This window comes from Mucilaginibacter sp. KACC 22773 (genome assembly GCF_028736215.1).
Classification (GTDB): domain Bacteria; phylum Bacteroidota; class Bacteroidia; order Sphingobacteriales; family Sphingobacteriaceae; genus Mucilaginibacter.
Genome location: NZ_CP117883.1, coordinates 7,298,162 through 7,319,177, shown reverse-complemented (window position 1 = coordinate 7,319,177; position 21,016 = coordinate 7,298,162). Strand labels below are relative to the sequence as shown.

The 21,016-nt window shown below is 44.8% G+C and carries 20 protein-coding genes; 9 read left to right on the top strand and 11 right to left on the bottom strand.

Annotated elements, in window-relative coordinates; all coding sequences use genetic code 11:
• Nucleotides 1-26: 26 nt before the first annotated feature.
• The 7 genes from PQ469_RS30435 to PQ469_RS30405 all read left to right on the top strand — a co-directional run bounded on the left by PQ469_RS30435 (nt 27) and on the right by PQ469_RS30405 (nt 8,214).
• Entirely contained in the window at nt 27-1,151 is a 1,125-nt protein-coding gene (locus PQ469_RS30435; RefSeq protein ID WP_274211006.1) for a ligase-associated DNA damage response exonuclease, read from the top strand.
• A complete protein-coding gene (locus PQ469_RS30430) occupies nt 1,148-2,764 on the top strand; it encodes an ATP-dependent DNA ligase (RefSeq protein WP_274211005.1) in 1,617 nt (538 codons plus the stop codon). Before PQ469_RS30435 ends, PQ469_RS30430 begins: the two co-directional genes overlap by 4 nt.
• A 373-nt stretch (nt 2,765-3,137) precedes the next feature.
• Nucleotides 3,138-3,599 (top strand): MaoC family dehydratase, encoded by a 462-nt coding sequence (locus PQ469_RS30425; RefSeq protein WP_147055302.1) that lies wholly within the window; start codon nt 3,138-3,140, stop codon nt 3,597-3,599.
• Between the two features lie 279 nt (nt 3,600-3,878).
• Complete coding sequence (locus PQ469_RS30420) at nt 3,879-4,586, top strand: peptidylprolyl isomerase (RefSeq protein ID WP_274211004.1); 708 nt, start codon at nt 3,879-3,881, stop codon at nt 4,584-4,586.
• Between the two features lie 142 nt (nt 4,587-4,728).
• Nucleotides 4,729-5,496, top strand: a complete 768-nt coding sequence (locus PQ469_RS30415; RefSeq protein WP_090638585.1) for an exodeoxyribonuclease III — start codon at nt 4,729-4,731, stop codon at nt 5,494-5,496.
• A 234-nt stretch (nt 5,497-5,730) separates the two neighbouring features.
• The gene (locus tag PQ469_RS30410; protein ID WP_274211003.1) at nt 5,731-6,480 is read left to right on the top strand and encodes a UDP-2,3-diacylglucosamine diphosphatase; all 750 of its coding nucleotides are present in this window, start codon (nt 5,731-5,733) and stop codon (nt 6,478-6,480) included.
• Nucleotides 6,481-6,894: 414 nt separating this feature from the next.
• Complete coding sequence (locus tag PQ469_RS30405) at nt 6,895-8,214, top strand: IS110 family RNA-guided transposase (protein ID WP_274211002.1); 1,320 nt, start codon at nt 6,895-6,897, stop codon at nt 8,212-8,214.
• 226 nt (nt 8,215-8,440) lie between these two features.
• On the opposite strand, the gene PQ469_RS30400 is transcribed toward PQ469_RS30405, so the two are convergent.
• The 3 genes from PQ469_RS30400 to PQ469_RS30390 are packed head-to-tail and all read right to left on the bottom strand — an operon-like array spanning nt 8,441 to nt 11,620.
• Nucleotides 8,441-8,923 (bottom strand): gliding motility lipoprotein GldH, encoded by a 483-nt coding sequence (locus tag PQ469_RS30400; RefSeq protein ID WP_274211001.1) that lies wholly within the window; start codon nt 8,921-8,923, stop codon nt 8,441-8,443.
• A 1-nt stretch (nt 8,924) separates the two neighbouring features.
• The gene (locus PQ469_RS30395; RefSeq protein ID WP_274211000.1) at nt 8,925-10,472 is read right to left on the bottom strand and encodes a PSP1 domain-containing protein; all 1,548 of its coding nucleotides are present in this window, start codon (nt 10,470-10,472) and stop codon (nt 8,925-8,927) included.
• A gap of 2 nt (nt 10,473-10,474) precedes the next feature.
• Nucleotides 10,475-11,620, bottom strand: coding sequence for a DNA polymerase III subunit (locus PQ469_RS30390; protein WP_274210999.1), 1,146 nt, complete (start codon nt 11,618-11,620; stop codon nt 10,475-10,477).
• Between the two features lie 198 nt (nt 11,621-11,818).
• On the opposite strand from PQ469_RS30390, the gene ruvX reads away from it, so the two are divergent.
• A complete protein-coding gene (gene ruvX / locus PQ469_RS30385; protein WP_090638562.1) occupies nt 11,819-12,229 on the top strand; it encodes a Holliday junction resolvase RuvX in 411 nt (136 codons plus the stop codon).
• Nucleotides 12,230-12,307: 78 nt separating this feature from the next.
• On the opposite strand, the gene PQ469_RS30380 is transcribed toward ruvX, so the two are convergent.
• The 5 genes from PQ469_RS30380 to PQ469_RS30360 all read right to left on the bottom strand — a co-directional run bounded on the left by PQ469_RS30380 (nt 12,308) and on the right by PQ469_RS30360 (nt 16,989).
• Complete coding sequence (locus tag PQ469_RS30380; protein ID WP_090638557.1) at nt 12,308-13,195, bottom strand: PfkB family carbohydrate kinase; 888 nt, start codon at nt 13,193-13,195, stop codon at nt 12,308-12,310.
• A 289-nt stretch (nt 13,196-13,484) separates the two neighbouring features.
• Nucleotides 13,485-14,573 (bottom strand): PAS domain-containing sensor histidine kinase, encoded by a 1,089-nt coding sequence (locus PQ469_RS30375; RefSeq protein ID WP_274210998.1) that lies wholly within the window; start codon nt 14,571-14,573, stop codon nt 13,485-13,487.
• A gap of 403 nt (nt 14,574-14,976) precedes the next feature.
• Nucleotides 14,977-15,480, bottom strand: coding sequence for a hypothetical protein (locus tag PQ469_RS30370; RefSeq protein WP_274210997.1), 504 nt, complete (start codon nt 15,478-15,480; stop codon nt 14,977-14,979).
• Nucleotides 15,477-16,058, bottom strand: coding sequence for an RNA polymerase sigma factor (locus PQ469_RS30365; RefSeq protein ID WP_090638544.1), 582 nt, complete (start codon nt 16,056-16,058; stop codon nt 15,477-15,479). The genes PQ469_RS30370 and PQ469_RS30365 overlap by 4 nt, the downstream gene beginning before the upstream one ends.
• A 202-nt stretch (nt 16,059-16,260) precedes the next feature.
• Nucleotides 16,261-16,989, bottom strand: coding sequence for a zinc metallopeptidase (locus tag PQ469_RS30360; RefSeq protein WP_090638537.1), 729 nt, complete (start codon nt 16,987-16,989; stop codon nt 16,261-16,263).
• A 253-nt stretch (nt 16,990-17,242) separates the two neighbouring features.
• On the opposite strand from PQ469_RS30360, the gene PQ469_RS30355 reads away from it, so the two are divergent.
• Entirely contained in the window at nt 17,243-18,376 is a 1,134-nt protein-coding gene (locus PQ469_RS30355; RefSeq protein ID WP_274210996.1) for an NAD(P)/FAD-dependent oxidoreductase, read from the top strand.
• An 80-nt stretch (nt 18,377-18,456) separates the two neighbouring features.
• Here the strand turns inward: PQ469_RS30355 and ypfJ are convergent, their stop codons facing one another.
• The 3 genes from ypfJ to efp all read right to left on the bottom strand — a co-directional run bounded on the left by ypfJ (nt 18,457) and on the right by efp (nt 20,988).
• Entirely contained in the window at nt 18,457-19,326 is an 870-nt protein-coding gene (gene ypfJ / locus PQ469_RS30350; RefSeq protein WP_274210995.1) for a KPN_02809 family neutral zinc metallopeptidase, read from the bottom strand.
• A gap of 206 nt (nt 19,327-19,532) precedes the next feature.
• Nucleotides 19,533-20,219, bottom strand: a complete 687-nt coding sequence (locus tag PQ469_RS30345) for an SIMPL domain-containing protein (RefSeq protein WP_090638520.1) — start codon at nt 20,217-20,219, stop codon at nt 19,533-19,535.
• A 205-nt stretch (nt 20,220-20,424) separates the two neighbouring features.
• Nucleotides 20,425-20,988 (bottom strand): elongation factor P, encoded by a 564-nt coding sequence (gene efp / locus PQ469_RS30340; RefSeq protein WP_090638517.1) that lies wholly within the window; start codon nt 20,986-20,988, stop codon nt 20,425-20,427.
• Nucleotides 20,989-21,016: the final 28 nt, after the last annotated feature.

Below are 21,016 nucleotides of genomic sequence, written 5' to 3'. Positions count from 1 at the left end.
TTGGCCACAACGGTTTACTATGTACCATGGCGAAAAAGCAACTCCTTGAATTTACAGATAGCGGCATTTACTGCACACAGGGCCGTTTTTATATTGACCCATGGAAACCGGTTGACGATGCTGTAATAACCCACGCCCATGCCGACCATGCTTACGTGGGCCATAAGCATTACCTGGCCCACCATTTATCCCGCGAGGTGTTGTTTTACAGGCTTGGCGAAATTCAACTACAAACGGTGGAGTATGGCGAAACGGTTATGAAAAACGGTGTTGCCATATCGCTATACCCGGCCGGACACGTCATCGGTTCGGCGCAGATCAGGGTAGAGTATAAAGGCGAGGTCTGGGTGGTTTCGGGCGATTACAAGGTTGAAGACGATTGCATCTCTACACCCTTTGAGCCGGTGCAGTGCCACCACTTTATATCCGAATGCACATTTGGCATGCCTGTATACACCTGGAAACCGCAGGCGCAGATTTTTGACGACATTAACAATTGGTGGCGAGGCAACCTGCATAATGGCGTGGCTACAGTTTTGGTAGGATACTCCCTTGGCAAAGCTCAGCGCATACTGCAAAACCTCGATTTATTTAACGGCCCGGTTTATACCCACGGCGTAATTGAAAACACCAACGAAGCCCTTCGGCGTAATGGTGTAATTTTAAACCCCACAGAACGCATCACCGCCGATTCGGTGAAAGAGGAGGTACGCAAAGGTATCATCATCGCCCCGCCATCATCGGTAGGTACGCCGTGGATGCGTAAGTTCCAGCCTTATAGTTTTGGGTATTGCTCGGGATGGATGGCCATCCGCGGTGCCAAACGCCGCCGCGCTGCCGACCGCGGATTTGTTCTGTCGGACCATGCCGATTGGAATGGCCTCATCAGTGCCATCGATGCCACAGGCTGCGAAAGCGTTTATTTAACCCACGGCTACACCGCCACCTTTGCAAGGTATTTAAACGGGATAGGATTTGATGCGCATGAGGTACATACCTTATATGGAGGGGAAGAAGAAGCCTCAGCCCAGCCCTCGCTAAAGGAGAGGGAGCTTGAAAATCAAGACGAGGGAAATAATATTGAACCTGCAAATAAAGTCCTCTCCTTTGGAGAGGATTTAGGTGAGGCTTTTGGGGGGCTTAACCCATGAAAGCATTTGCCCAACTCTTCCTCTCGTTGGATGAAACCAATAAAACCGGCGAAAAGGTTAAGGTTTTAAAAGAATATTTTACTGCTGTGCCCGATACCGATAAAATGCACATGCTGGCGCTTTTTACAGGCCGGAAACCTAAACGGCAAATTAACTCCACCCTGGTGCGCAACTGGGCTATTGAAGCCTCAAACATCCCGGCCTGGTTATTTGAAGAAAGCTACCACGTAGTAGGCGACCTTGCGGAAACCATGGCCCTGTTGATGCCCCAAAGTAACGAGAGCAGCAACAAGACGCTTACAGAATGGATAGCCGAGATAAACGCGCTTGGCAATAAAACCGAAGAACAGAAAAAGGAGTGGCTGCTAAATTCCTGGGCTATGCTGGATAGCCAGGAGCGTTTTGTGTTTAACAAGTTGCTAACCGGCAGTTTTAGGGTTGGCGTATCGCAAAATTTGGTTATCAAAGCACTGGCCGATATCTCGGGGCTGGAAGCCCCCGTACTTACCCACCGTATTATGGGTAGCTGGATGCCCGAAACCTTACAGTTTGCCCAGTTGATGGAAGAACAGGACGCAGCGGCCAACATTTCCAGGCCGTACCCTTTTTTCCTGGCCTACCCCATACAGGAGACCTCCGAAAAGCAAAAAACGCCTGATGAGGTGGGTGCCTCGCTTGGCCAGGCCGATGACTGGCAGGCCGAGTGGAAATGGGATGGCATACGTGCACAAATGATAAAACGGGGCGGCGAAATTTTTATCTGGAGCCGCGGCGAAGACCTGGCGACCGAAAAATTTCCCGAGCTGCATCCCTTTTTAAATGCTCTGCCCGATGGCACGGTGATAGACGGCGAAATCCTGAGCTTTCAGAACGGTTTGCCCATGCCATTTAACGTGTTGCAAACCCGCATAGGCCGAAAAAACCTGAGCAAAAAAATATTAGAAGAGAGCCCGGTGGCGGTTATAGCTTATGACTGCCTGGAATATAACGGTGAGGACATCCGCCCGAAAACGCAAAGCGAAAGGCGGGCGATATTGGAAACATTGCAGGCTGCAACGCCCTTTGCCGAATTGTTCCGGATTTCGGAGTTGATCAAATTTGATAGCTGGGAGCAGCTGGGAGCTATAAGACAACAGTCGCGCGCCATGATAGCCGAGGGTGTAATGCTGAAACGCAAAAGCGCCGCTTACCAGGTTGGGCGTCGCCGCGGCGATTGGTGGAAATGGAAAATTGATCCGCTGTCGGTAGATGCCGTGATGATTTATGCCCAAAAAGGACATGGCAGGCGGGCCGATTTATATACCGATTATACCTTCGCCGTTTGGGATGGCGATAAGCTGGTACCCTTTGCCAAAGCCTATTCGGGCCTTACCGATGCCGAGATTAATAAGGTAGATTATTTTATCAAACGCAACACCATTGAAAAATTTGGCCCTGTGCGTACGGTAAAGCCCGAGCTGGTTTTCGAAATAGGATTTGAAGGGATCAACAAATCAACCCGTCATAAATCAGGGATCGCACTGCGTTTTCCGCGGATACTGCGCTGGCGGCATGATAAGCCGAAAGAAGAAGCCGATACGCTGGAAAGTTTGAAAGCATTGCTGGGCGACTGAGGCCCCTGTGACGCGCTTACACCCGGAACAAACGCATCTAAATAGCTATGGAATGGACAATATAAGCACCAAGCAACATCTTGTTTTTATTGGCTGATCGTGGTTAAATGATCCGGCTACCGAAGGGACTTTTTATTGGCCAACAACAGGCACAACTATTTGGATGCACCTATATTGCGCGATAAGTTCAGTGTTAACCATGATAAAATATAAAATATTGATTGTCAAATGTTTGCAAATATTTTATCTGAAATGTGTTAAGTTATGTTAACCCAATTAGATGCATTTGTCCTGTTTTACTCCCGAGATATAGAAATCGAGATTGTTAAATTTTTGTAACTTCGCCAACTTTTAATCAATAAACTGATCATCAATGTTAACCATCAATAACTTCGCTGAATTTGAAGCGCAAATAGGGAACGAGCTTGGCGTTTCGTCATGGTACAAAATTACCCAGGAACAGATCAACAAATTTGCCGATGCCACATTAGACCACCAATGGATCCACACCGATCCGGAACGGGCTAAAACCGAAAGCCAGTTTGGTGCAACTATTGCGCATGGCTACCTTACCCTATCGCTTGTGCCTTATTTATGGAAAGAGATTGTGAAAGTTGAGAACCTGAAGATGGAGATTAACTACGGCATTGAAAACTTCCGTTTTGGACAGGCTGTACTGGTTGATTCGGAAGTGCGCTTAAAAGTAAAGCTTGGCGGCCTGGTAAACCTGCGCGGACCAATTAAAGCCACCATGATAACCACCCTGGAAATTAAAGATCAAAAGAAACCGGCCTTTACCGGCGAGATAGTTTTTGTGTACCACTTTAACGCGTAAATCAAGTTGATTTGTATAGGCACGTTTAGGCTATCCAAATAAATGAATTGTTACCCTGAGTGGTAAAATTTGGAATGTTTCTAAAGGCCGGAGTGACGTTCAAAAATCAAACACTGTCATCATGAATGCCATGAAGAATCTATTTGCAAACTTTTCAGTAGGTAATGTGTGCCGGTTGATAGAATTTTTCACTTCGTTCAAGAATGACTAAGAGAGGCCGGTGTGTAATTTATTGCTGCAAATTTCTAAATTCGGGTTCTTGCCGATTCCAGATAATATATGAAAAAAATCCTTTCCTTAACCTTACTGTTATTTATCACTGCCATTGCCTTTGCAAAACCTCCCAAAAACCAGTACGTACGCATCAGTACTACCTACGGGAACGTGATCATCAGACTATATAACGAGACCCCTTTACACCGCGATAATTTTATCAAGCTGGCCAAAAAAGGTTTTTACAACGGCGTGTTGTTTCACCGGGTGATACAGAATTTTATGATCCAGGGAGGTGACCCGGATTCTAAAAACCCGGCCAAAGCCAAACCCGGTGCCGAATTGGGTAATGGCGATGTGGGCTACACTATCCCGGCCGAATTCAGGGATAGCCTGTTTCACAAACGCGGGGTACTGGCTGCCGCCCGCGATGATAACCCCCAAAAAGCATCAAGCGGGTGCCAGTTTTATATTGTGGAGGGCAAACGCCTTAGCGATGCCAAAATGGATTCGCTGGAAAACGGACGGCTAAAAGGTCATAAAATACCTGCCTGGCAACGCGAATATTATAAAACAGTTGGCGGTACAGCCCAACTTGATCATAGTTACACCGTTTACGGCGAGGTTGTGACCGGCTTTGATATGGTTGACCATATTGCCGCAGTAAAAAAAGACGACAGGGACCGGCCGCTTACCGATATCCCGATGAAGGTAGACGTACTAAGTAAAAAAGAGTGTAAGCAACTGGATAAGTTACTGAGCCAAGGGTCTTGATTTCGGATTTGGAATGTTCGATTTCGGATTTTTATTTTTTGAATTATCATTTGATGTGAACGATTGATAAAATAAAAAATCTAAAATTGTACACTTTACTAATCTTAATTTTAAATCCGAAATCGAACATCACAAATCCGACATGAAAATAATCACTTATAACGTTAACGGTATCCGGTCGGCAATAAGCAAAAACTGGCTGGCCTGGCTACAGGCTACTGATGCCGATGTAGTTTGCCTTCAGGAAATTAAGGCTACGCCTGATGTACTTACAGACTTGGGGCTGGTTGACCAGATGGGCTACCAGCACTACTGGTTTCCGGCCGAAAAAAAAGGATACAGTGGTACCGCTATATTTACAAAACAACTGCCAAAGCATGTTGAATACGGATGTGGCATCCCCGATTTTGACCGCGAGGGGCGCTGTATCCGCGTTGATTTTGACGAGGTATCGGTCATGAGCGCTTACTTCCCATCCGGCTCAAGCGGCGATGAACGGCAGGTTTTTAAATACCGTTTCCTGGATGAATTTGGCCGGTATTTAACGCTCTTAAAATCAGAGATCCCTAACCTGGTGGTTTGCGGCGATTATAACATTTGCCATCGACCTATTGATATCCACAATCCAAAATCAAATGCCAACTCATCAGGCTTTTTGCCCGAAGAGCGCGAATGGATGGAGAAATTTATCGAAGGTGGTTTTATAGATACCTTCCGCCACGTGAATAAAGAGCCCCATAACTATACCTGGTGGAGTTTCAGAGCAGGGGCACGCGGCAAAAACTTGGGCTGGCGCATTGACTACGCCATGGCCAGTACAGAACTGGAAGCCAATATCAAACGGGCCGCCATTTTACCCGAAGCCAAACACTCCGATCATTGCCCGGTTTTGTTGGAGCTGGAGTTTTAGGATCTGTGCTTTCATCCTTTTGTTAAGTTGTAAAGTCCGCTGATTCGGAATAGGGAATATGCTTCGTTCATCATAAATACAGGCTTATGAACGACAGCGTTTTCGCCAATTTATATCATTTTCCGCTTCAAATTGCCGTAATACTTTAATAGTTGAGCTTTCTCCGCAATGCGCTCTTACATGGTATGCTTACCCATTTTTTCCTTTCGCCCAATAACCGTATTTTTGCAGCCTATGCCATCCCGTAATAAACTTTATTTTGCTTCCGATTTCCATCTGGGTGCCGGGGCTCTTGGCAGCAGCCGCGCTCGTGAAGACAGGATAATACGCTGGCTGGATAGTATTAAAGCCGATGCGGCCGAACTTTTTTTAATGGGCGATGTGTTTGACTTTTGGTTTGAATACAAAACCGTTGTCCCTAAAGGATATATCCGCTTTATGGGCAAACTGGCCGAACTTGCCGATGCAGGTGTAAAGCTTTACCTGTTTAAAGGCAACCACGATATGTGGATGTTTGATTACTTTGAAAAGGAACTTGGAGCCACCATCGTTAGCAATGAATTGAAAATAGAGCGCGGCGGCAAAAAATTCTTCCTGCATCATGGCGATGGACTTGGGCCTGGCGATAGGTTTTATAAGCTGCTAAAAAACTTTTTCCGCAGCGGGTTTTGCCAGTGGCTGTTTGCCCGCTTGCACCCCAACTTTGGTGTTGGCATAGCCAATTATTGGTCGACTAAAAGCCGCATCAGCAACGACAAAAAGGACAGTAAACCCGGTGAGCAGGAATGGCTGGTTGTATTTTGTCGTGAAGAATTGAAAACCAACTTTTACGATTATCTTATTTTTGGCCACCGCCATAAACCCTTAGATATACAGATAACACCCGACAGCCGCTACATTAACCTTGGCGAGTGGGTTAACTACAATACGTACGCTGTATTTGACGGATTGGAGCTTAAGCTGGAGTATTTTGAGAAGCTGTGATGGGAAACCGATGATTAAACTGTCAAATCCTGAGTGGTAAAATCCGCAGATTCTGAAGAGGAAATGACATTCAAATTAAAGACTGTCATGCTGAGTGGGAATATCCGTGGATTCTGAAGGGGGGATGACACTCAAAAATACAAGACTGTCATCCTGAGTAAGTTTTATTTGCGCACAAATAATGTCATTGCAGATGACAAGCTATTCCCGAATTTTGTAAAAAAGCAACTTATGGCAGTGTAGCAGTTTAGCTCCTGGTGTTTTTTACCCGCCCCTGAGTTTTGCTTCAGGAAATAGCGTAAGCATTTTGGTGATACTGTTAGCAGCAGCATTCCCGTATGGCAGCGTGCCTTTTTTATCTATCGCTCTCCTGAGCCATAAGTTGCTTAATTATTAGATCTTAAAAGCAAAGTTATGGCAAAAGAAACAACTTTTGAAACAGTTCATGAAAACGTTGCGGGTATTGATATCGGCGCGGAACAAATTTTTGTATCCCCGGACGGACAAGAAGTGGTCACCTTTGAAACCTTTACATCGAGCTATTATGCCTGTGCAATATATCTGCGGGAAAAGGGGATAAAAAAGGTTGCGATGGAAGCGACAGGGGTATACTGGATCGCTTTGTACTTTCTATTAGAAGAACTTGGCATGCTGGTATGCCTGGTCAACCCTAAAGAAACAAAACAAGCAAAAGGGAGAAAAACAGACGTAAGGGACTGTCAGTGGATCCAAAAGCTATTTGCAGCCGGCATCCTGCGTCATAGTTTCATTCCACAAGGCAAATTCATGGAACTTCGTCACTTAGTCCGTGAGCGGCTGGATATCATAAGCATGGGCAGTACCTATGTTAATAAAATGCAAAAATGCCTGGAACTGATGAACATCAAGCTTCCGGAAGTCCTTAGCCAGATCCATGGCACCAGCGGGATCAATATGATCAAGGCCATATTATCGGGTAGCCGTGATGCTGCTTATTTGCTTAGTCTTTGTGATGACCGTATCCAAAAGTATAAAGGCGAAAAAGTAATAAAAGCTTTGGAGGGGCGATATAATGATACTTACTTGTTTATGCTTGAGCAGAACCTAAAGCTTTGGGAAATTCATCAGCAACAAATAAAAATGATCGATAAGGAAATAGCTCACTTGCTGGATGAACTAAGTGAAGACAAAGAAGAAGTGGCAGCAGGCAAAGCTAAACCAATACGTCACCATGCACCCAAAATAAAAGGGCTTCATGCTACCATGGCCCGTTTATACGGCGTAGATCTTACCAGTATTCCGGGAATAAATGACTACACAGCATTGCGTTTAATTGGCGAAACAGGAACGGATATGAGTCGTTTTGCTACCGCTAAAAACTTTGTAAACTGGGCGAGCCTATCGCCAAAAAGTCACCGGAGCGGAAAAATGAAAAAAAACGTGAGAGGTATGCCTTGCAATGTTGCCGGACAAATCTTTAAACAGTGTGCTCAATCACTATTGAAAAGTAAAGATAGTGCCATCGGAAGTTTTATGAGAAAGCTTCGCGGCCGGAAAGACTCGGGAATAGCCATAAAAGCAGGTGCCAGAAAGCTGGCTATAGCCTACTACAATACATTAACCAAAGGAACCGCGTACGTAGAAGAGGGAACTAGGCGTTATGAAGAGCAACTAAAGAAGAGAGAAATGGCATCATTGAAAAGATTAGCTAAAAAACACAATTTACAACTGATTGAAAATCAAAATGCTGCCTAATGTGTCAATGGCAGGAACGAAGTATCTATTCGCGGACTTTTCTATCGGTCTGCACAACTGGTAGATCCTTCGTACCTAAGAATGACAGGAAAATTGGATATGTAATGGTACAAGGCATATGCTCGCAAACCTTGCAAGCTGTCATACATAGCGTAGAATAGATTTTGAACGTAACCGACCGGTTGTGCACCATGTCCGTTGCAGACCTTGCAGGTAAATGAAGCAATTACTTCACCTTCTCCACCCGTATCCCAACATCGCTCACCTCATGCAGGGGGTTATCGCGCATGTTTTGCTCAATCTCAAAATGGTATGTGCCCTTAACCGGGAATTTGAACCCGCTTTGAAAAGGAACCTGGTAGCTATATAAATTACCCGATCCTTTGCCCAGCCACTGGCCATCTTTACTGGCCAGCTTCAACTCGTAACGGGTGGTTTTGATGTAGCCGTTTGGATTTTTTTGATGGATAAGTACAAACAGGTTGGAGTATTTGTAGGCATCGGTTACCCGCAGGTTAAAGTACAGGTTGTAGGCCGCTTTTTCGTCATCTATCTTACAATCAAACTTAGCCCGGTTTACGTACGACCAGTTATGATCGGCAATTTGTGTGTTGGTGTCAACAATTGCCCCGGGATCTGTACAGCTACCTAACAGCATGGTGATTAGTACACATGCTGCCGGGTAAAGTATTTTGATAAACCGTTTCATTTTATTGGGGCGTATTATCCTGTGGCGGGTTATTGTTATTCCGGTTTTGATTATTAGGGCGGTTTGGCCTGTGGCGCCTGTTGTTGCCGCCACCTTCGGGCCTGCTGCCGCCTTCCTGCGGCGGGCGGTTACCTTGTTGCTGTGGCTTTGGGCCTTGCTGCGGACCGTGTTGCTGCTGTGGCCTGGGGCCTTGTTGCGGGCCATGCTGTTGTTGGGGTTTTTGCCCCTGTTGCTGTGGTGTACGGTTGCCCTGGTTTTGAGGCGGTTTGTTGCCTTGCTGCAGAGGCCGGTTGCCCTTTGGCGGGCGGTTACCTTCAGGAGCGCCGGCCGGGCGCTCGGCTACCGGGGCTGCGCCTTGCGGGCGGGGCTGGTTTGCGGGCCGGCCTTCGACGCCAGGTTTTTGCTGCTGGTTACGGTTTTTATTGTTGTTGTTTTTCTTTTGGTTTTTAGCGCGGTTACGGTCGTCTAAACGGGTAAGGCTGTCTTGCCCAACTACGTTTTCGTAGTCAAGGGCTTTTATTACCTCCGTTTCTTCCATCTCCAGCTCGCCCAGGTCGGCAGGAATAATACCTTCACGGTTTTGTTGCTGAATTTCTTTAACCTTGGCTATGGGCATCGGTATCCACGCCTCTTCGCGCGGGTAGCTAAACCACATGATCTTTTTAAATATGTCGGTTTTTTGCAAACGGGCATCGCCTTTTTCGGTTTTAAGCACGTTTACATTATCGGGGATGTGCTTTAGCGCATCCATATAGGTATCCAGCTCGTAATTTAAACAGCACTTAAGCTTACCGCACTGGCCTGCCAGTTTCAGGGTATTTAACGACAGGTTTTGGTAACGGGCTGCCGAGGTTGATACCGTTTTAAAATCGGTTAACCAGGTTGAGCAGCAAAGTTCGCGGCCGCAGGAGCCAATACCGCCTAAACGGCTTGCTTCCTGGCGCATACCTATCTGGCGCATCTCGATACGGATGCGAAAGGTTTCGGCCATTTTCTTGATCAGCTCCCTGAAATCCACACGACCTTCGGCAGTGTAATAAAAAGTAGCTTTGGTTTTATCGCCCTGGTAATCCACGTCGCTCAGCTTCATGTTCAGGTTTAAATCAAGGGCCAGCTTGCGCGATTTGTGCATGGTTTCCCACTCCAGGTCCTTGGCCATTTTCCATTTATCCACATCCGCAACGGTAGCACGGCGATAGATTTTTTTAACCACATCAGCCTCTTTTACATGGCGCTTGGTCATTTGCATGCGCACCAGTTCGCCGGTGATAGATACGTGGCCAATATCATAGCCGCCGGTGGTAGCTTCCACGGCAACCAAATCACCTGCTTCCAGGTAAATATTATCGTTATTGAGGTAAAATTCCTTGCGCGAACCTTTAAATTTTACTTCGATAACAGGAAAAGGTTTATAATTTGTTGGCATATCCATGTGGGATAGCCAATCGTAAACATCTAATTTGCTGCAACCGTTGGTAAGGCATGAGCCATTACTTTTGCAGCCCGCAGGTGAGCATCCGCCCCCTGTTGAGCAACTTCCACATCCCATAATTAACTTGGTATATATTGACTCCCCGAGGGGATGGTTTTTAAATTTAATATTTTTATAATCTGTAAAGATACATCTAAAAATAAAATTTTAGGGTTTGCATTTCTCTCTACGTGGTAGTGTGCTTTTTCAAGCTCGGTACTTATATATTGAGCCTTGTTAATATCAAGGACGTTGGTCATTTTTTGGGCGGTTTCCAGCTCTTTTGCCGGCAGGTGCACCAGGTTGCCGGCACCGGCCATCAACAGGCAGCACTCGCGGATAAAACTTATGCCGTAGCGTAAAAAATTCTTCTGGTTTTCGCGCCCCATCTTGGCAAAGCTATCTACAAAAGTTAAAACCTCCAGCCCCTTGTTGCTGAAACACAGGCGCAGCCATTGTACAAAAAGTTCGTGATAGCTCTTGGTATCCTGCTGCAGCATGGTAAGCGCCTCGGTTAAGTTGCCATTAGTTAGGTATGCAATTTCGCCGGCGGCATCTTCGGTTTGGTGGTGCTCGGCTATAAGGTATTCTTTTACTTCTGCCGAATGCAGGCAGGGTATTTTGATGAGCTGCGTGCGGCTCAGGATGGTATTCAATATCTGGTCCTGGTTTTGGGCCACCAATATAAACAGCGTATTGGGCTGCGGCTCTTCGATGATTTTAAGCAAGGCGTTGCCCTCTTTATCCAGATATTCGGGCAGCCAAAGAATCAGAATCTTATAGGCCGACTCAAAAGGTTTAAAACTGAGTTTTTTAATAATCTGGTGGCACTCGGCTATATTAATATTAGCCTGTTTGTTTTCGGCATCCAGGTAGCCGCGCCAGGCATCCAGGTTTAAATAGGGGTTAGCACCAAAAGCCTCACGCCACTGCTCAATAAACGTAAGGGCAGTATCGTCTTTATGTTTAGCGAAGAATGGGTACGAAAAATGGAGGTCGGGGTGCATCAGTTTATTGTACTTGCGGCATGACGAGCATATGCCGCAGGAATCGTCGGGCTGCTTATCTTCGCAACTCAGGTACTGGGCATAGGCCACGGCAAGCGCCAGGCTGCCCGAGCCTTCGGGGCCTAAAAACAATTGTGCATGACTTACCCGGTTCTCTGCCACCGAGTTAAGCAACCTTTGCTTTGTTGCCGCTTGTCCAACTATTTCCTTAAACTGCATTTGGTGCAAAATAGTAAATAGATTTGAGATGTGAGATGTGAGATTTTGAGACAGGTTCGTTTTTTGACAATGTGAGGGCAGAGTCAAGAATCAAGAGTCAGGAATCAAAGACCGAATGAACCCCAATATTTCACAATAACCCATATATTTACATCCAATGCATATCTCATATCTCACATCTCATATCTCACATCTATAATGAGAGTAATGGCTTTCGATTATGGTACCAAGCGCATTGGTATAGCGGTTACTGATCCTTTGCAGATTATAGCCACCGGGCTGGATACCGTGCACCCGATGTATATTGTTGATTACCTGAAAACGTATTTAAAAACCGAGCAGGTGGAGCGTTTTATTGTGGGTGAGCCCAAGCAGATGGATAATACACCATCGCAGTCGGCCATACATGTTAAAGGTTTTGTGGGGTTGCTTAAAAAAACTTTTCCCGACATCCCTATCGAAATGCTGGATGAGCGTTTTACCTCCAAAATGGCATCGGCTACCATCGCCCAAAGCGGTATGAATAAAAAAGGCCGCCAAAATAAGGAGCTGGTAGATACCATATCGGCCGTAATATTATTACAAAGCTGGATGTCAAAGGCTTATTAGAAACAGTATCAAGTAGTAAGTATTTAGTATCAAGACCGCTGCACCTTTTTTGGCAAACATAGTGTTACAGACACATTGTTAGTAAGCGTAAGTTTTTTCGCCACGGGCAATCAGGCTTAAAACATCATCCTCGGTGCCGGTAAACGGACCGGATGATTCAATTTTAAAACTTGCCATTGCTGCGGCAAACTCACCGGCTTGTTGAAAAGATGCGCCTTTTATGCGCTGGTATAGGTAACCGGCCATATAGGTATCACCACAGCCTGTAGCATCTACAACGGCAGATGGTTTGTAGGCAGGGATATTGTAAAAAACGCCACCCGTGTAAATTACAGATCCCATACTGCCCAGGGTAAGTACAACTTCTTTAACACCCCAGTCGGCCAAAATGCGGGCACCCTCGTGAATGTCTTTACTCCCGGTGAGCACTTCAGTCTCGTGTTCGTTGGCTTTCAGTATATCGATGTATTGCAAGGCTTCGCGCTTATCGGCCCAATCTATTGGCACAACGTTTTTATCTTCAACCTTACGCAGGTAGCCCTGCACATCCAGCGATACTTTGCCGCGGCTATTTAGCTCCTTAATCAGCTCAACCGGCATGTCATCGGCAAGCAGCGGACCTAAATGGAAAATTTGAGCATCAATTTCCTGTAATTGCTCAACAGTAAAAGGATTGGCTTTTTGCAATACACGCTGGGTACGGTGGTCCTGGTTTTCGGAGTATATATTTTCAAAATAAACAGAGAGGCCACAGGCGCAGGCATTTACGTTAATACCCTTGGCGCGCAGTTTTTCAACAACAACCATTTCGCTTTCGGCAAGTGTTGTTACCAAGGTGTAGCTAACATCCATATTGCGGATGGCATTTGAAAAGTAAAAAGAAGTGCCACCGGCCATGTGGGCGGTTACACGCGGTGTTACCACCTTATCCAACGTTATATGCCCAACGCAACAAATATCGTACATGCTGTTAATTTATTATTGTCAATACCCCACCAGTCAGGATCGAGCCGCAAAGGTATGTAATATCAATGTTTAATTAATGTAAGGTTTTCATTACCCTTGGATATAAAGCCTGTAATTGTCCATTTGTTTGTGTGCTATGAATGGTTTTGACAGAAATAACTACATTATATTAGTCAGGTAATGACGGATAGTCGTTAGTCAGAGGTCTAAGTCAAAATGAATTCAACTTTTGACTCAAGACTTAGAACTTTCGACTTAATACGGCATCAGCGGTTCCCAACTGGCCATGTTAATCTTTAAACGATATGATAAAGGTAGCCCCTTCGTTAGGTTTGCTTTCGATGGTAATTTGTCCGCCAAGGCTGGTAATATGGTTATAAACCAAATATAGCCCTATACCCTTGCTATCATGATGGTGATGAAACGTTTGGTGAAATCCAAATATTTTATCCTTAACGCGATCCATGTCGAATCCTAAACCATTATCGGCAAATATTATTTGCTTTAAACCCTTATAAATTCTAAAGCTGATATCGATAACCGGGGCAACTTCAGGGCGCGCGTATTTAATGGAATTGGTAATCAGGTTTAAAAAAACACTTTCGAGGTAAGCCTTGTTGAAATTGATAGTACAATCGCCGGCAATGCTATAGTTGATGGTAACGCCTGAATCTTGTATCAACGAACTAACCGAACGCAGAACGGTATTTAACGAGTTGTTAACATTGATATTCTCCAGGTGAACATTCAGGCTGTCTTTCTGGCTCAAAACGTCTACATAATTATTAAGCGTCTCTTTCAGGCTTTCTGAAGCCGATCTGAGCATGCCAATAAGCTCAACGGTCTCTGCATCCTGTATTTTTGAAATATCAATAAAATTAAAAACGGATAACAGGTTACTTACCGGTGACCGGAGATCATGCGATGTAGTGTAGGTAAGCTGTTTAAGGTCATCGTTTATTTGAGTCAGGCTGGTTATCAAATTGTTGCGTTCAGCCTCCTGCCTTTTTTTTTCGGTAATGTTTTTGGCTATAGCAAAAACAAGTTGTTCGCGGTCAACAGGCATCGACGTCCAGGCGAGCCAGACAACCTCTCCGCTTTTGGTTATGTAGCGGTTTTCGAAATTTAAAAGCGGGATCTCATGCCTGATGTTATCGCGCTTTTTTTCAGTTATAGTTTGATCGTCAGGATGAACAAAAAAGTTTATAGGTCTTGAAAAAAGCTCCTCATTGGTATACCCCAATGTTTTTGAAACCGCCGCATTAATTCTTTTAAAGTAGCCATCATAACCGGCAATGCAGAAAAGATCAGCCGACAACTCGAAAAAACGTTCAAAATTAAAATCGGCCCCGGTATTTATCTCAAAACGATTTATCATGTAGTATACAATTGGCATAGCTGTCAAGGGGGGCAGCTATTATTGTGTTTTGGTTATACGGTAAGGAGAATGAAATAGTTTGTTTTGGAATATGAAGAATTTTCAGTTGGTTTTCAGGCTGATATTTCAAGATTGAGAAATCTCTTAAAAAAATAAAAGCCGCCCAGACCTTGCGTCGGGCGACTTTCAACCTAAACCTTATCACAATTAAACCGGTAAGGATTACCAGTTCATATATACCTGTACAATTACTATACCAAAAATTAAAACTTCGTAAATTTTTTTAGCAAGTTGGCATTATATGCCTATACGAGTTAAAAACGGTGGTTAAAAAATAAATATCAATTAAAAAAAAGCTGGTATTAGTTAATTGTAAACTTTTGCGTACTACATGGTAAACACTTTAGGCCTGTTTTGTCGGTTTTTTTCTACGCAAATAACTGTCTGATAAAAATAAGGCCAATACAACGTCAAACATGATAAACCATTTAAATACCGGGCTGGTAAAAATATTGGCGGCATTTGGCAGTTTTATAGCAGCCGGCAGTTTAACTTTAACATCAAAAGCCGAAAGCTGCGAATGAGTGTTGGCAAAAGCGAACACCAGCAAAGCCAATATGGTAAAAATAAAGAAAACAGCTATGCCTATAATAATACGTTTATCAATAGCCGCTTTAAGTGGCTGGCGCGCGTTTTCGGTACGGATGGTTTCCATCACGTTATACGTAAATGCCATTGATGGTTCGTCAAGCTCCATGGCTGCAAATTCCAGGTTTAGCTGCATCAGTTCCTGGTATTTTTTGTTATAGGCCTCATCCTGCTCAATAAGGCGGGCAATGGCATCCTGCCCGGCCGGCGTGCAGTTGCCGTCAATGTAGTTCCAGAGTTCTTCTTCTATGGTATTCATATCAGTTCTTTAACCTCATGTTTTAAATTACGCTCCAGCTTATCTTTCAAACGCTGGCGCGCCCTGAATAGTTTTACCTTAACCGTATTGGCCTCCATCCCCAAAGTTTGGGCAATTTCTTCCAGTGATTGCTCGCCTTTATAAAACAAGGTTATAATGGTAGCATCATCGGGCAGTAACTGCGCTATGGCCTGATTAAGGTAAAACGATCTCGATTTATTCTCTACGTTGTATACATCATAAGCCGACTCGTTGTTTTCAACCTGTATAAAGGTAGCTTCGTCATCTATCGAATCGGTTGCTACTCTTTTCTTTCGTAAAAATGTCATAGCTGTATTATACACAATAGTGTACAGCCATGTACTGAATTTTGATTGCCCGCCGTATGTTGCCAGCGCGCGGTACGCCTTTATAAAACAGTCCTGCGCAATCTCTTCAGCATCCTCGCGGTTTTTTGAAAAACGCAAAGCAAGTGTAAAAACAAACCGCTGGTGCCGCTTCACCAGGTCGGCATATGCCGATTGGTTACCCGCCAGTGTTTGTTCAATAAGATCGATATCTGAAAGCTTGCTTTGCATGTGTTACAACCTCTCTGACAACAAGACTTTTACTTAGGTTACAGTAAGGTAGGAAAAAATGTGCAGATTCCAGATGTGCAGATTTCAGATTCGCTAAAAAGGGCGCCAAGCAAAAGGCCCTCCATGTATGGAAGGCCTCTTTTGCTTTCATCATCTGCATATCTGAAATCTGCATATCTGCACATCAAGGCCCTTCGGGCCTTTAATTCCGCCTGTTAAACAAAAACGAAGCGTAATAAAGCAATGTTGCCAGCGAGCTAAGCGCGGCTACAACGTAGGTCATGGCCGCCCACCAAAGGGCGTCTTTAGCCTGTTCATGCTCCTCTGTAGTTTGTACAATACTATAGTTATTGTTAAGCCAGGCCAGTGCGCGGCGGCTGGCATCAAACTCTACCGGCAGGGTTATAAAGCTAAAAAAAGTAACCAATGCCAGTGCGGCCACACCTATGGCCAATACAAATGGATTGTGCGAAAAAATGAGCAGCATTACACCAATAAGCAGTGTCCATTGTGTTAGCGTTGATGCAATGTTAATAACCGGTACCATAGCCGACCGGAAACTAAGCCACGCATAAGCCTGGGCATGTTGTACGGCGTGGCCACACTCGTGGGCGGCAACGGCAGCCGCGGCAACGCTGCGGCTGTAAAAAACATCCTGGCTCAGGTTAACGGTTTTGGTTTCGGGGTTATAATGATCGGTAAGCTGGCCTTCAACACATATTACCTGTACATCAAATATGCCGTGGGCGCGCAGCATTTTAACCGCTACCTCCTGGCCCGACAGGCCGGATAGCAAACCAACTTCTGAGTAGTGTTTGAATTTACTCTTAAAACGCCACTGTACTATAAAGCTAACAATGGCAACCAGGATCATCAGGAACCAGGCAGAGTTATATCCAATATAGGCTGTTATAAACGATAAGTGATTCATTTGTTAAGTCAAAATTAAAAAGTCAAAATTCAAAAATGATTGGCATGCGGTAGGCCGCTTAAGCTTAGTGTGTATACGTACTTTCACATGCATTTATAACTTATCACATTCAAAAACCATTCCGTACCAAATACGCATGTTAAAAAGTAATGCCTACAGAGATAGGTTTTGATTTTTGAATTTTTCACAATGTGTTTATTTTTTTTATGGTGTTCAAGAGTGCTGCGCAATTTTTACTTTTGAATTAAAAAAAATGTTTTCCTACTGGGAGCGAACTTCTTTTATTGATAACGCCGATATAATTATTATCGGCAGCGGCCTGGTGGGTTTAAGTGCCGCCCTGCATTTAAAAAAGCAACAGCCATTGCTTAAAGTACTGGTGCTTGAGCGCGGCTTTTTACCAAGCGGGGCCAGTACTAAAAACGCTGGCTTTGCCTGTTTTGGTACAGTTAGCGAGCAAATTGAGGTAATAAACCGCTCGTCAGAAGCAGAAGCTATGCATTTGGTTGATTACAAATGGCGAGGCCTGCAGCGCCTGCGGCAAAACCTTGGCGATAAGAATATCGACTACCATCAACACGGCGGGCACGAGCTGTTTATGGTTGATGAACCCCAGGCCGCAAACATAGCTTTGGATAAGGTTGATCATCTCAATAAATTATTGCAGCCAATTATCGGAACAACTGACATTTATGCAGTTGCGAATGAAAAAATTGCAGATTTTGGCTTCAATAATGTGGCCAACATAATTTATAACCACTTTGAAGGCCAGATTGACACCGGTAAAATGATGCGGACTTTATTGTATAAAGTGTATGAGTTGGGAGTGCTGGTTTTAAATAACGTACAGGTATTGGCAATTGAGCACGAGGCCGCTTGCGTTAGGCTGCAAACTACACAGGGTAGCTTTAAAGCAGGCAAGGTAATACTGGCAACAAATGCATTTGCCGGCCAGCTGTACCCGGAATTGGATGTAGTGCCCGGCAGGGGCCAGGTATTGGTTACAAAACCTGTAGATGGTTTAAAACTGAAGGGTACCTATCATTTTAATGAAGGGTACTATTATTTCAGGAACATTGATAACCGTGTGCTGTTTGGCGGCGGCCGCAACCTGAATTATAAGGCCGAAGAAACCTGGGAGTTTGGGCATACAGATGAGGTTAAGGAAAAACTCTTTTCCTATTTGGCCGAAGTTATCCTCCCCGATCAAAAAACCGAGGTTGATTACTGGTGGAGCGGCATCATGGGCTTCGGCGAACAACTAAGCCCGATAGTGAAAGCTATACAGCCCAATGTTTTTTGCGCGGTACGCTGTAACGGCATGGGCGTAGCCATGGGAAGTCTGGTTGGCGAAGAGGTAGCCGAACTGGTATTTCGCGATATTTAACAATAGTAAATGCAAATCCAATTACATTGGGAGCGGCACACCAATGACGCGCAGCAAATGACCACGCAGCGAATGACTAACTAATTAGCCAGAAAAGCGTACCTGTCATCGGCAAACGTGTTGCCTTGTTTTACATCGCCGGTTTCATAGCCTTTTTTAAACCAGTATACGCGTTGCGCGCTGGTACCGTGGGTAAAGCTGTCTGGTTCCACATGTCCCTGGCTTTGTTTTTGCAAACGGTCGTCGCCAATGGCGTTAGCGGCGTTCAGGGCATCTTCTATATCTTTTTCGTTAATTACTTTGTTGATGCTTTGCTCATAATGGGCCCAAACACCCGCATAAAAATCGGCCTGCAGCTCCAGCTTTACCGACAGTTTATTGTATTCGCGTTCGCTCATCCGGCTGCGGGCCTGGTCCATTTTTGCACTTACACCCAGCAGGTTTTGCACATGGTGCCCCACTTCGTGCGCTATCACGTAGGCATTGGCAAAGTCGCCACCCGCGTCAAAACGCGTTTTAAGCTCGTCGTAAAAACTCAAATCTATATAAACTTTGGCATCGCCGGGACAATAAAACGGCCCGGTGGCCGAGCTGGCATTCCCACAAGCCGATTGTACATAATCGGTAAATAAAACCAATTTAGGGTCCCGGTACTGCCGGCCCATATCTGCAAAGAGTTTGCCCCAGATATCTTCAGTATCCTTAAGTACCACGCGTACAAATTTTTTACCGTTGTCTTCAGGTGCATTTGGGTTTTGCGATTGTTCGGTTTGCTGTTGCTGGTCGCCGCCGCTCTGGTTAAGCAGCTGCGATGGGTTAATCCCGGTAAACATATAAATTACAGCCCCTATCAGGCCCAGGATCCCGCCGCCAATTGCTATACCGCGACCACCGCCGCTGCCACGCTGATCTTCTACATTATCGCTTTCGCCCCTGCCAAACCATTGCATAATTTTGTGATTTTTTTTAGGGGTAACATTTTATTGCGGGATAATGTTTGCGTGCGTTGTATTTACAACAAATCATTAATCTTCTGACCCCATCCCTTTAATGGCTTCATTTTCGTGAAACCAGTTTCAAAATAAAAGGCCATCCTTAAAACTTAGGACGACCTTTTTATTTGTTCAAAAAACTCCCTTTCAGGGGCACCGGGGGCTTACTTTATCTCAAACACCGCATTTATCTGCAGGCTGATCTTGATCTTTTTAAAGTCGATGTCGGATTGGGGGGCATCGGCAACGGCAGCTTTATACATCATAGTGTTGTATTGGCGTGGCTGAGGGAAACTGCTGTTATCGGTTTCGATAATATTGAGCACGTCGCCCAGTTTGTTGCCGAGTCCGCTGAGTAAAAAGGACGCCTTATCCCGGGCGGAGAGCAGGGCTTTAAGCTTCAGCTCGTTTTTCAGCTCGTTTATTTTTGAATAATCGTAGCTATCGATGTTGGTTGATTGAATTCCTTTGGGATCTATTTTAGATACAATCTGGTTAAACTTGTTCAGGTCTTTTATCCGCAGTCCATATTGTTTGCCGGCTAAAAAATCTGGCTGTCTCTTTTTTTGGACGGCGTTATTCCAGGCCGAAACATTGTTGACAGTAAAATCGGCCGCCGGTATGCCCGCATCCTTAACCGCTTTTTCAAGCTGATCTTCAAGGTCCGAGATCTGGATGTGTTTTTTACCATCCATATATTCCTGCAGCGATATCGTAACGTTGATAATATCAGGGGTAACTTCCTGCTCGGCCAGGCCGGTAACTTCAATTTTTCGGCGCAAATCAACAGCCTGCGCAAAGGCTCCGTAAGTAAATGTTAGCAGGGTAGCAATGATGAATAGCTTCTTCATGGTGTAATGTGTATATGGTTATTTTTGTTTGTATGACTGTAATGACGGGCAAATAGTTTAATATGTAACAGCCCGGGCTATTTAAATGTTGGCACGCCCGGTTAAAAAACAACAAAGCCCGGTCTTTCGATGCGGGCTTTGTTGTTAAAAATATATTTTATAATAAGATACAAAATAGAAAGATCCCATTCATGGGACGGGTGGGCTACGCTTTCACGCGCTCCACATACGTTCCGGTAGCGGTATCAACTTTTACCTTATCGCCAATGTTAATGAAAAGAGGCACACGAATCTCGGCACCGGTTTCTACCGTGGCATTCTTTTGGGCACCACTCGAGGTATCACCTTTAACGGCAGGCTCGGTATAGGTAATTTCCAACTCGGCTGATCCCGGGATTGAACCCATGATTGGCTCATCGCTTTCAAAGGCAACAATAACGTTCATTCCCTCTTTTAAGAACTTAACCGCCGGGCCAAATAAAGCTTTGGGCACGTTATGCTGATCGTAAGTGGCGTTATCCATTACTACTAATGAATCGCCATCCTCATATAAATATTGATAATCGTTGGTTTCAACACGGGCTATATCAACCTCCTCGTCGGTACGAAAACGGTATTCAACTAATTTTCCGGATTTTACGTTACGCATACGGGCCTGGTAAAATGCGCGCAAGTTACCTGGTGTACGGTGCAAAAACTCTTCTACCTGCACTAACTCGCCGTTAAAGCGAAGCACATTTCCATTTTTAACATCTGATGCTTTGGCCATAAAATAATATTGAGGAGCAAAATTAGAA

What these genes read in the sequence shown, in the direction of transcription:
- PQ469_RS30360 (WP_090638537.1), bottom strand. Translation starts at nt 16,989, where the DNA reads ATGAATCACTTATCGTTTATAACAGCCTATATTGGATATAACTCTGCC.
- PQ469_RS30365 (WP_090638544.1), bottom strand. Translation starts at nt 16,058, where the DNA reads ATGCAAAGCAAGCTTTCAGATATCGATCTTATTGAACAAACACTGGCG.
- ruvX (WP_090638562.1), top strand. Translation starts at nt 11,819, where the DNA reads ATGAGAGTAATGGCTTTCGATTATGGTACCAAGCGCATTGGTATAGCG.
- PQ469_RS30420 (WP_274211004.1), top strand. Translation starts at nt 3,879, where the DNA reads ATGAAAAAAATCCTTTCCTTAACCTTACTGTTATTTATCACTGCCATT.
- PQ469_RS30375 (WP_274210998.1), bottom strand. Translation starts at nt 14,573, where the DNA reads ATGATAAATCGTTTTGAGATAAATACCGGGGCCGATTTTAATTTTGAA.
- PQ469_RS30395 (WP_274211000.1), bottom strand. Translation starts at nt 10,472, where the DNA reads ATGGGATGTGGAAGTTGCTCAACAGGGGGCGGATGCTCACCTGCGGGC.
- PQ469_RS30405 (WP_274211002.1), top strand. Translation starts at nt 6,895, where the DNA reads ATGGCAAAAGAAACAACTTTTGAAACAGTTCATGAAAACGTTGCGGGT.
- PQ469_RS30355 (WP_274210996.1), top strand. Translation starts at nt 17,243, where the DNA reads ATGTTTTCCTACTGGGAGCGAACTTCTTTTATTGATAACGCCGATATA.
- PQ469_RS30390 (WP_274210999.1), bottom strand. Translation starts at nt 11,620, where the DNA reads ATGCAGTTTAAGGAAATAGTTGGACAAGCGGCAACAAAGCAAAGGTTG.
- efp (WP_090638517.1), bottom strand. Translation starts at nt 20,988, where the DNA reads ATGGCCAAAGCATCAGATGTTAAAAATGGAAATGTGCTTCGCTTTAAC.
- PQ469_RS30410 (WP_274211003.1), top strand. Translation starts at nt 5,731, where the DNA reads ATGCCATCCCGTAATAAACTTTATTTTGCTTCCGATTTCCATCTGGGT.
- ypfJ (WP_274210995.1), bottom strand. Translation starts at nt 19,326, where the DNA reads ATGCAATGGTTTGGCAGGGGCGAAAGCGATAATGTAGAAGATCAGCGT.
- PQ469_RS30345 (WP_090638520.1), bottom strand. Translation starts at nt 20,219, where the DNA reads ATGAAGAAGCTATTCATCATTGCTACCCTGCTAACATTTACTTACGGA.
- PQ469_RS30415 (WP_090638585.1), top strand. Translation starts at nt 4,729, where the DNA reads ATGAAAATAATCACTTATAACGTTAACGGTATCCGGTCGGCAATAAGC.
- PQ469_RS30430 (WP_274211005.1), top strand. Translation starts at nt 1,148, where the DNA reads ATGAAAGCATTTGCCCAACTCTTCCTCTCGTTGGATGAAACCAATAAA.
- PQ469_RS30380 (WP_090638557.1), bottom strand. Translation starts at nt 13,195, where the DNA reads ATGTACGATATTTGTTGCGTTGGGCATATAACGTTGGATAAGGTGGTA.
- PQ469_RS30425 (WP_147055302.1), top strand. Translation starts at nt 3,138, where the DNA reads ATGTTAACCATCAATAACTTCGCTGAATTTGAAGCGCAAATAGGGAAC.
- PQ469_RS30435 (WP_274211006.1), top strand. Translation starts at nt 27, where the DNA reads ATGGCGAAAAAGCAACTCCTTGAATTTACAGATAGCGGCATTTACTGC.
- PQ469_RS30370 (WP_274210997.1), bottom strand. Translation starts at nt 15,480, where the DNA reads ATGAATACCATAGAAGAAGAACTCTGGAACTACATTGACGGCAACTGC.
- PQ469_RS30400 (WP_274211001.1), bottom strand. Translation starts at nt 8,923, where the DNA reads ATGAAACGGTTTATCAAAATACTTTACCCGGCAGCATGTGTACTAATC.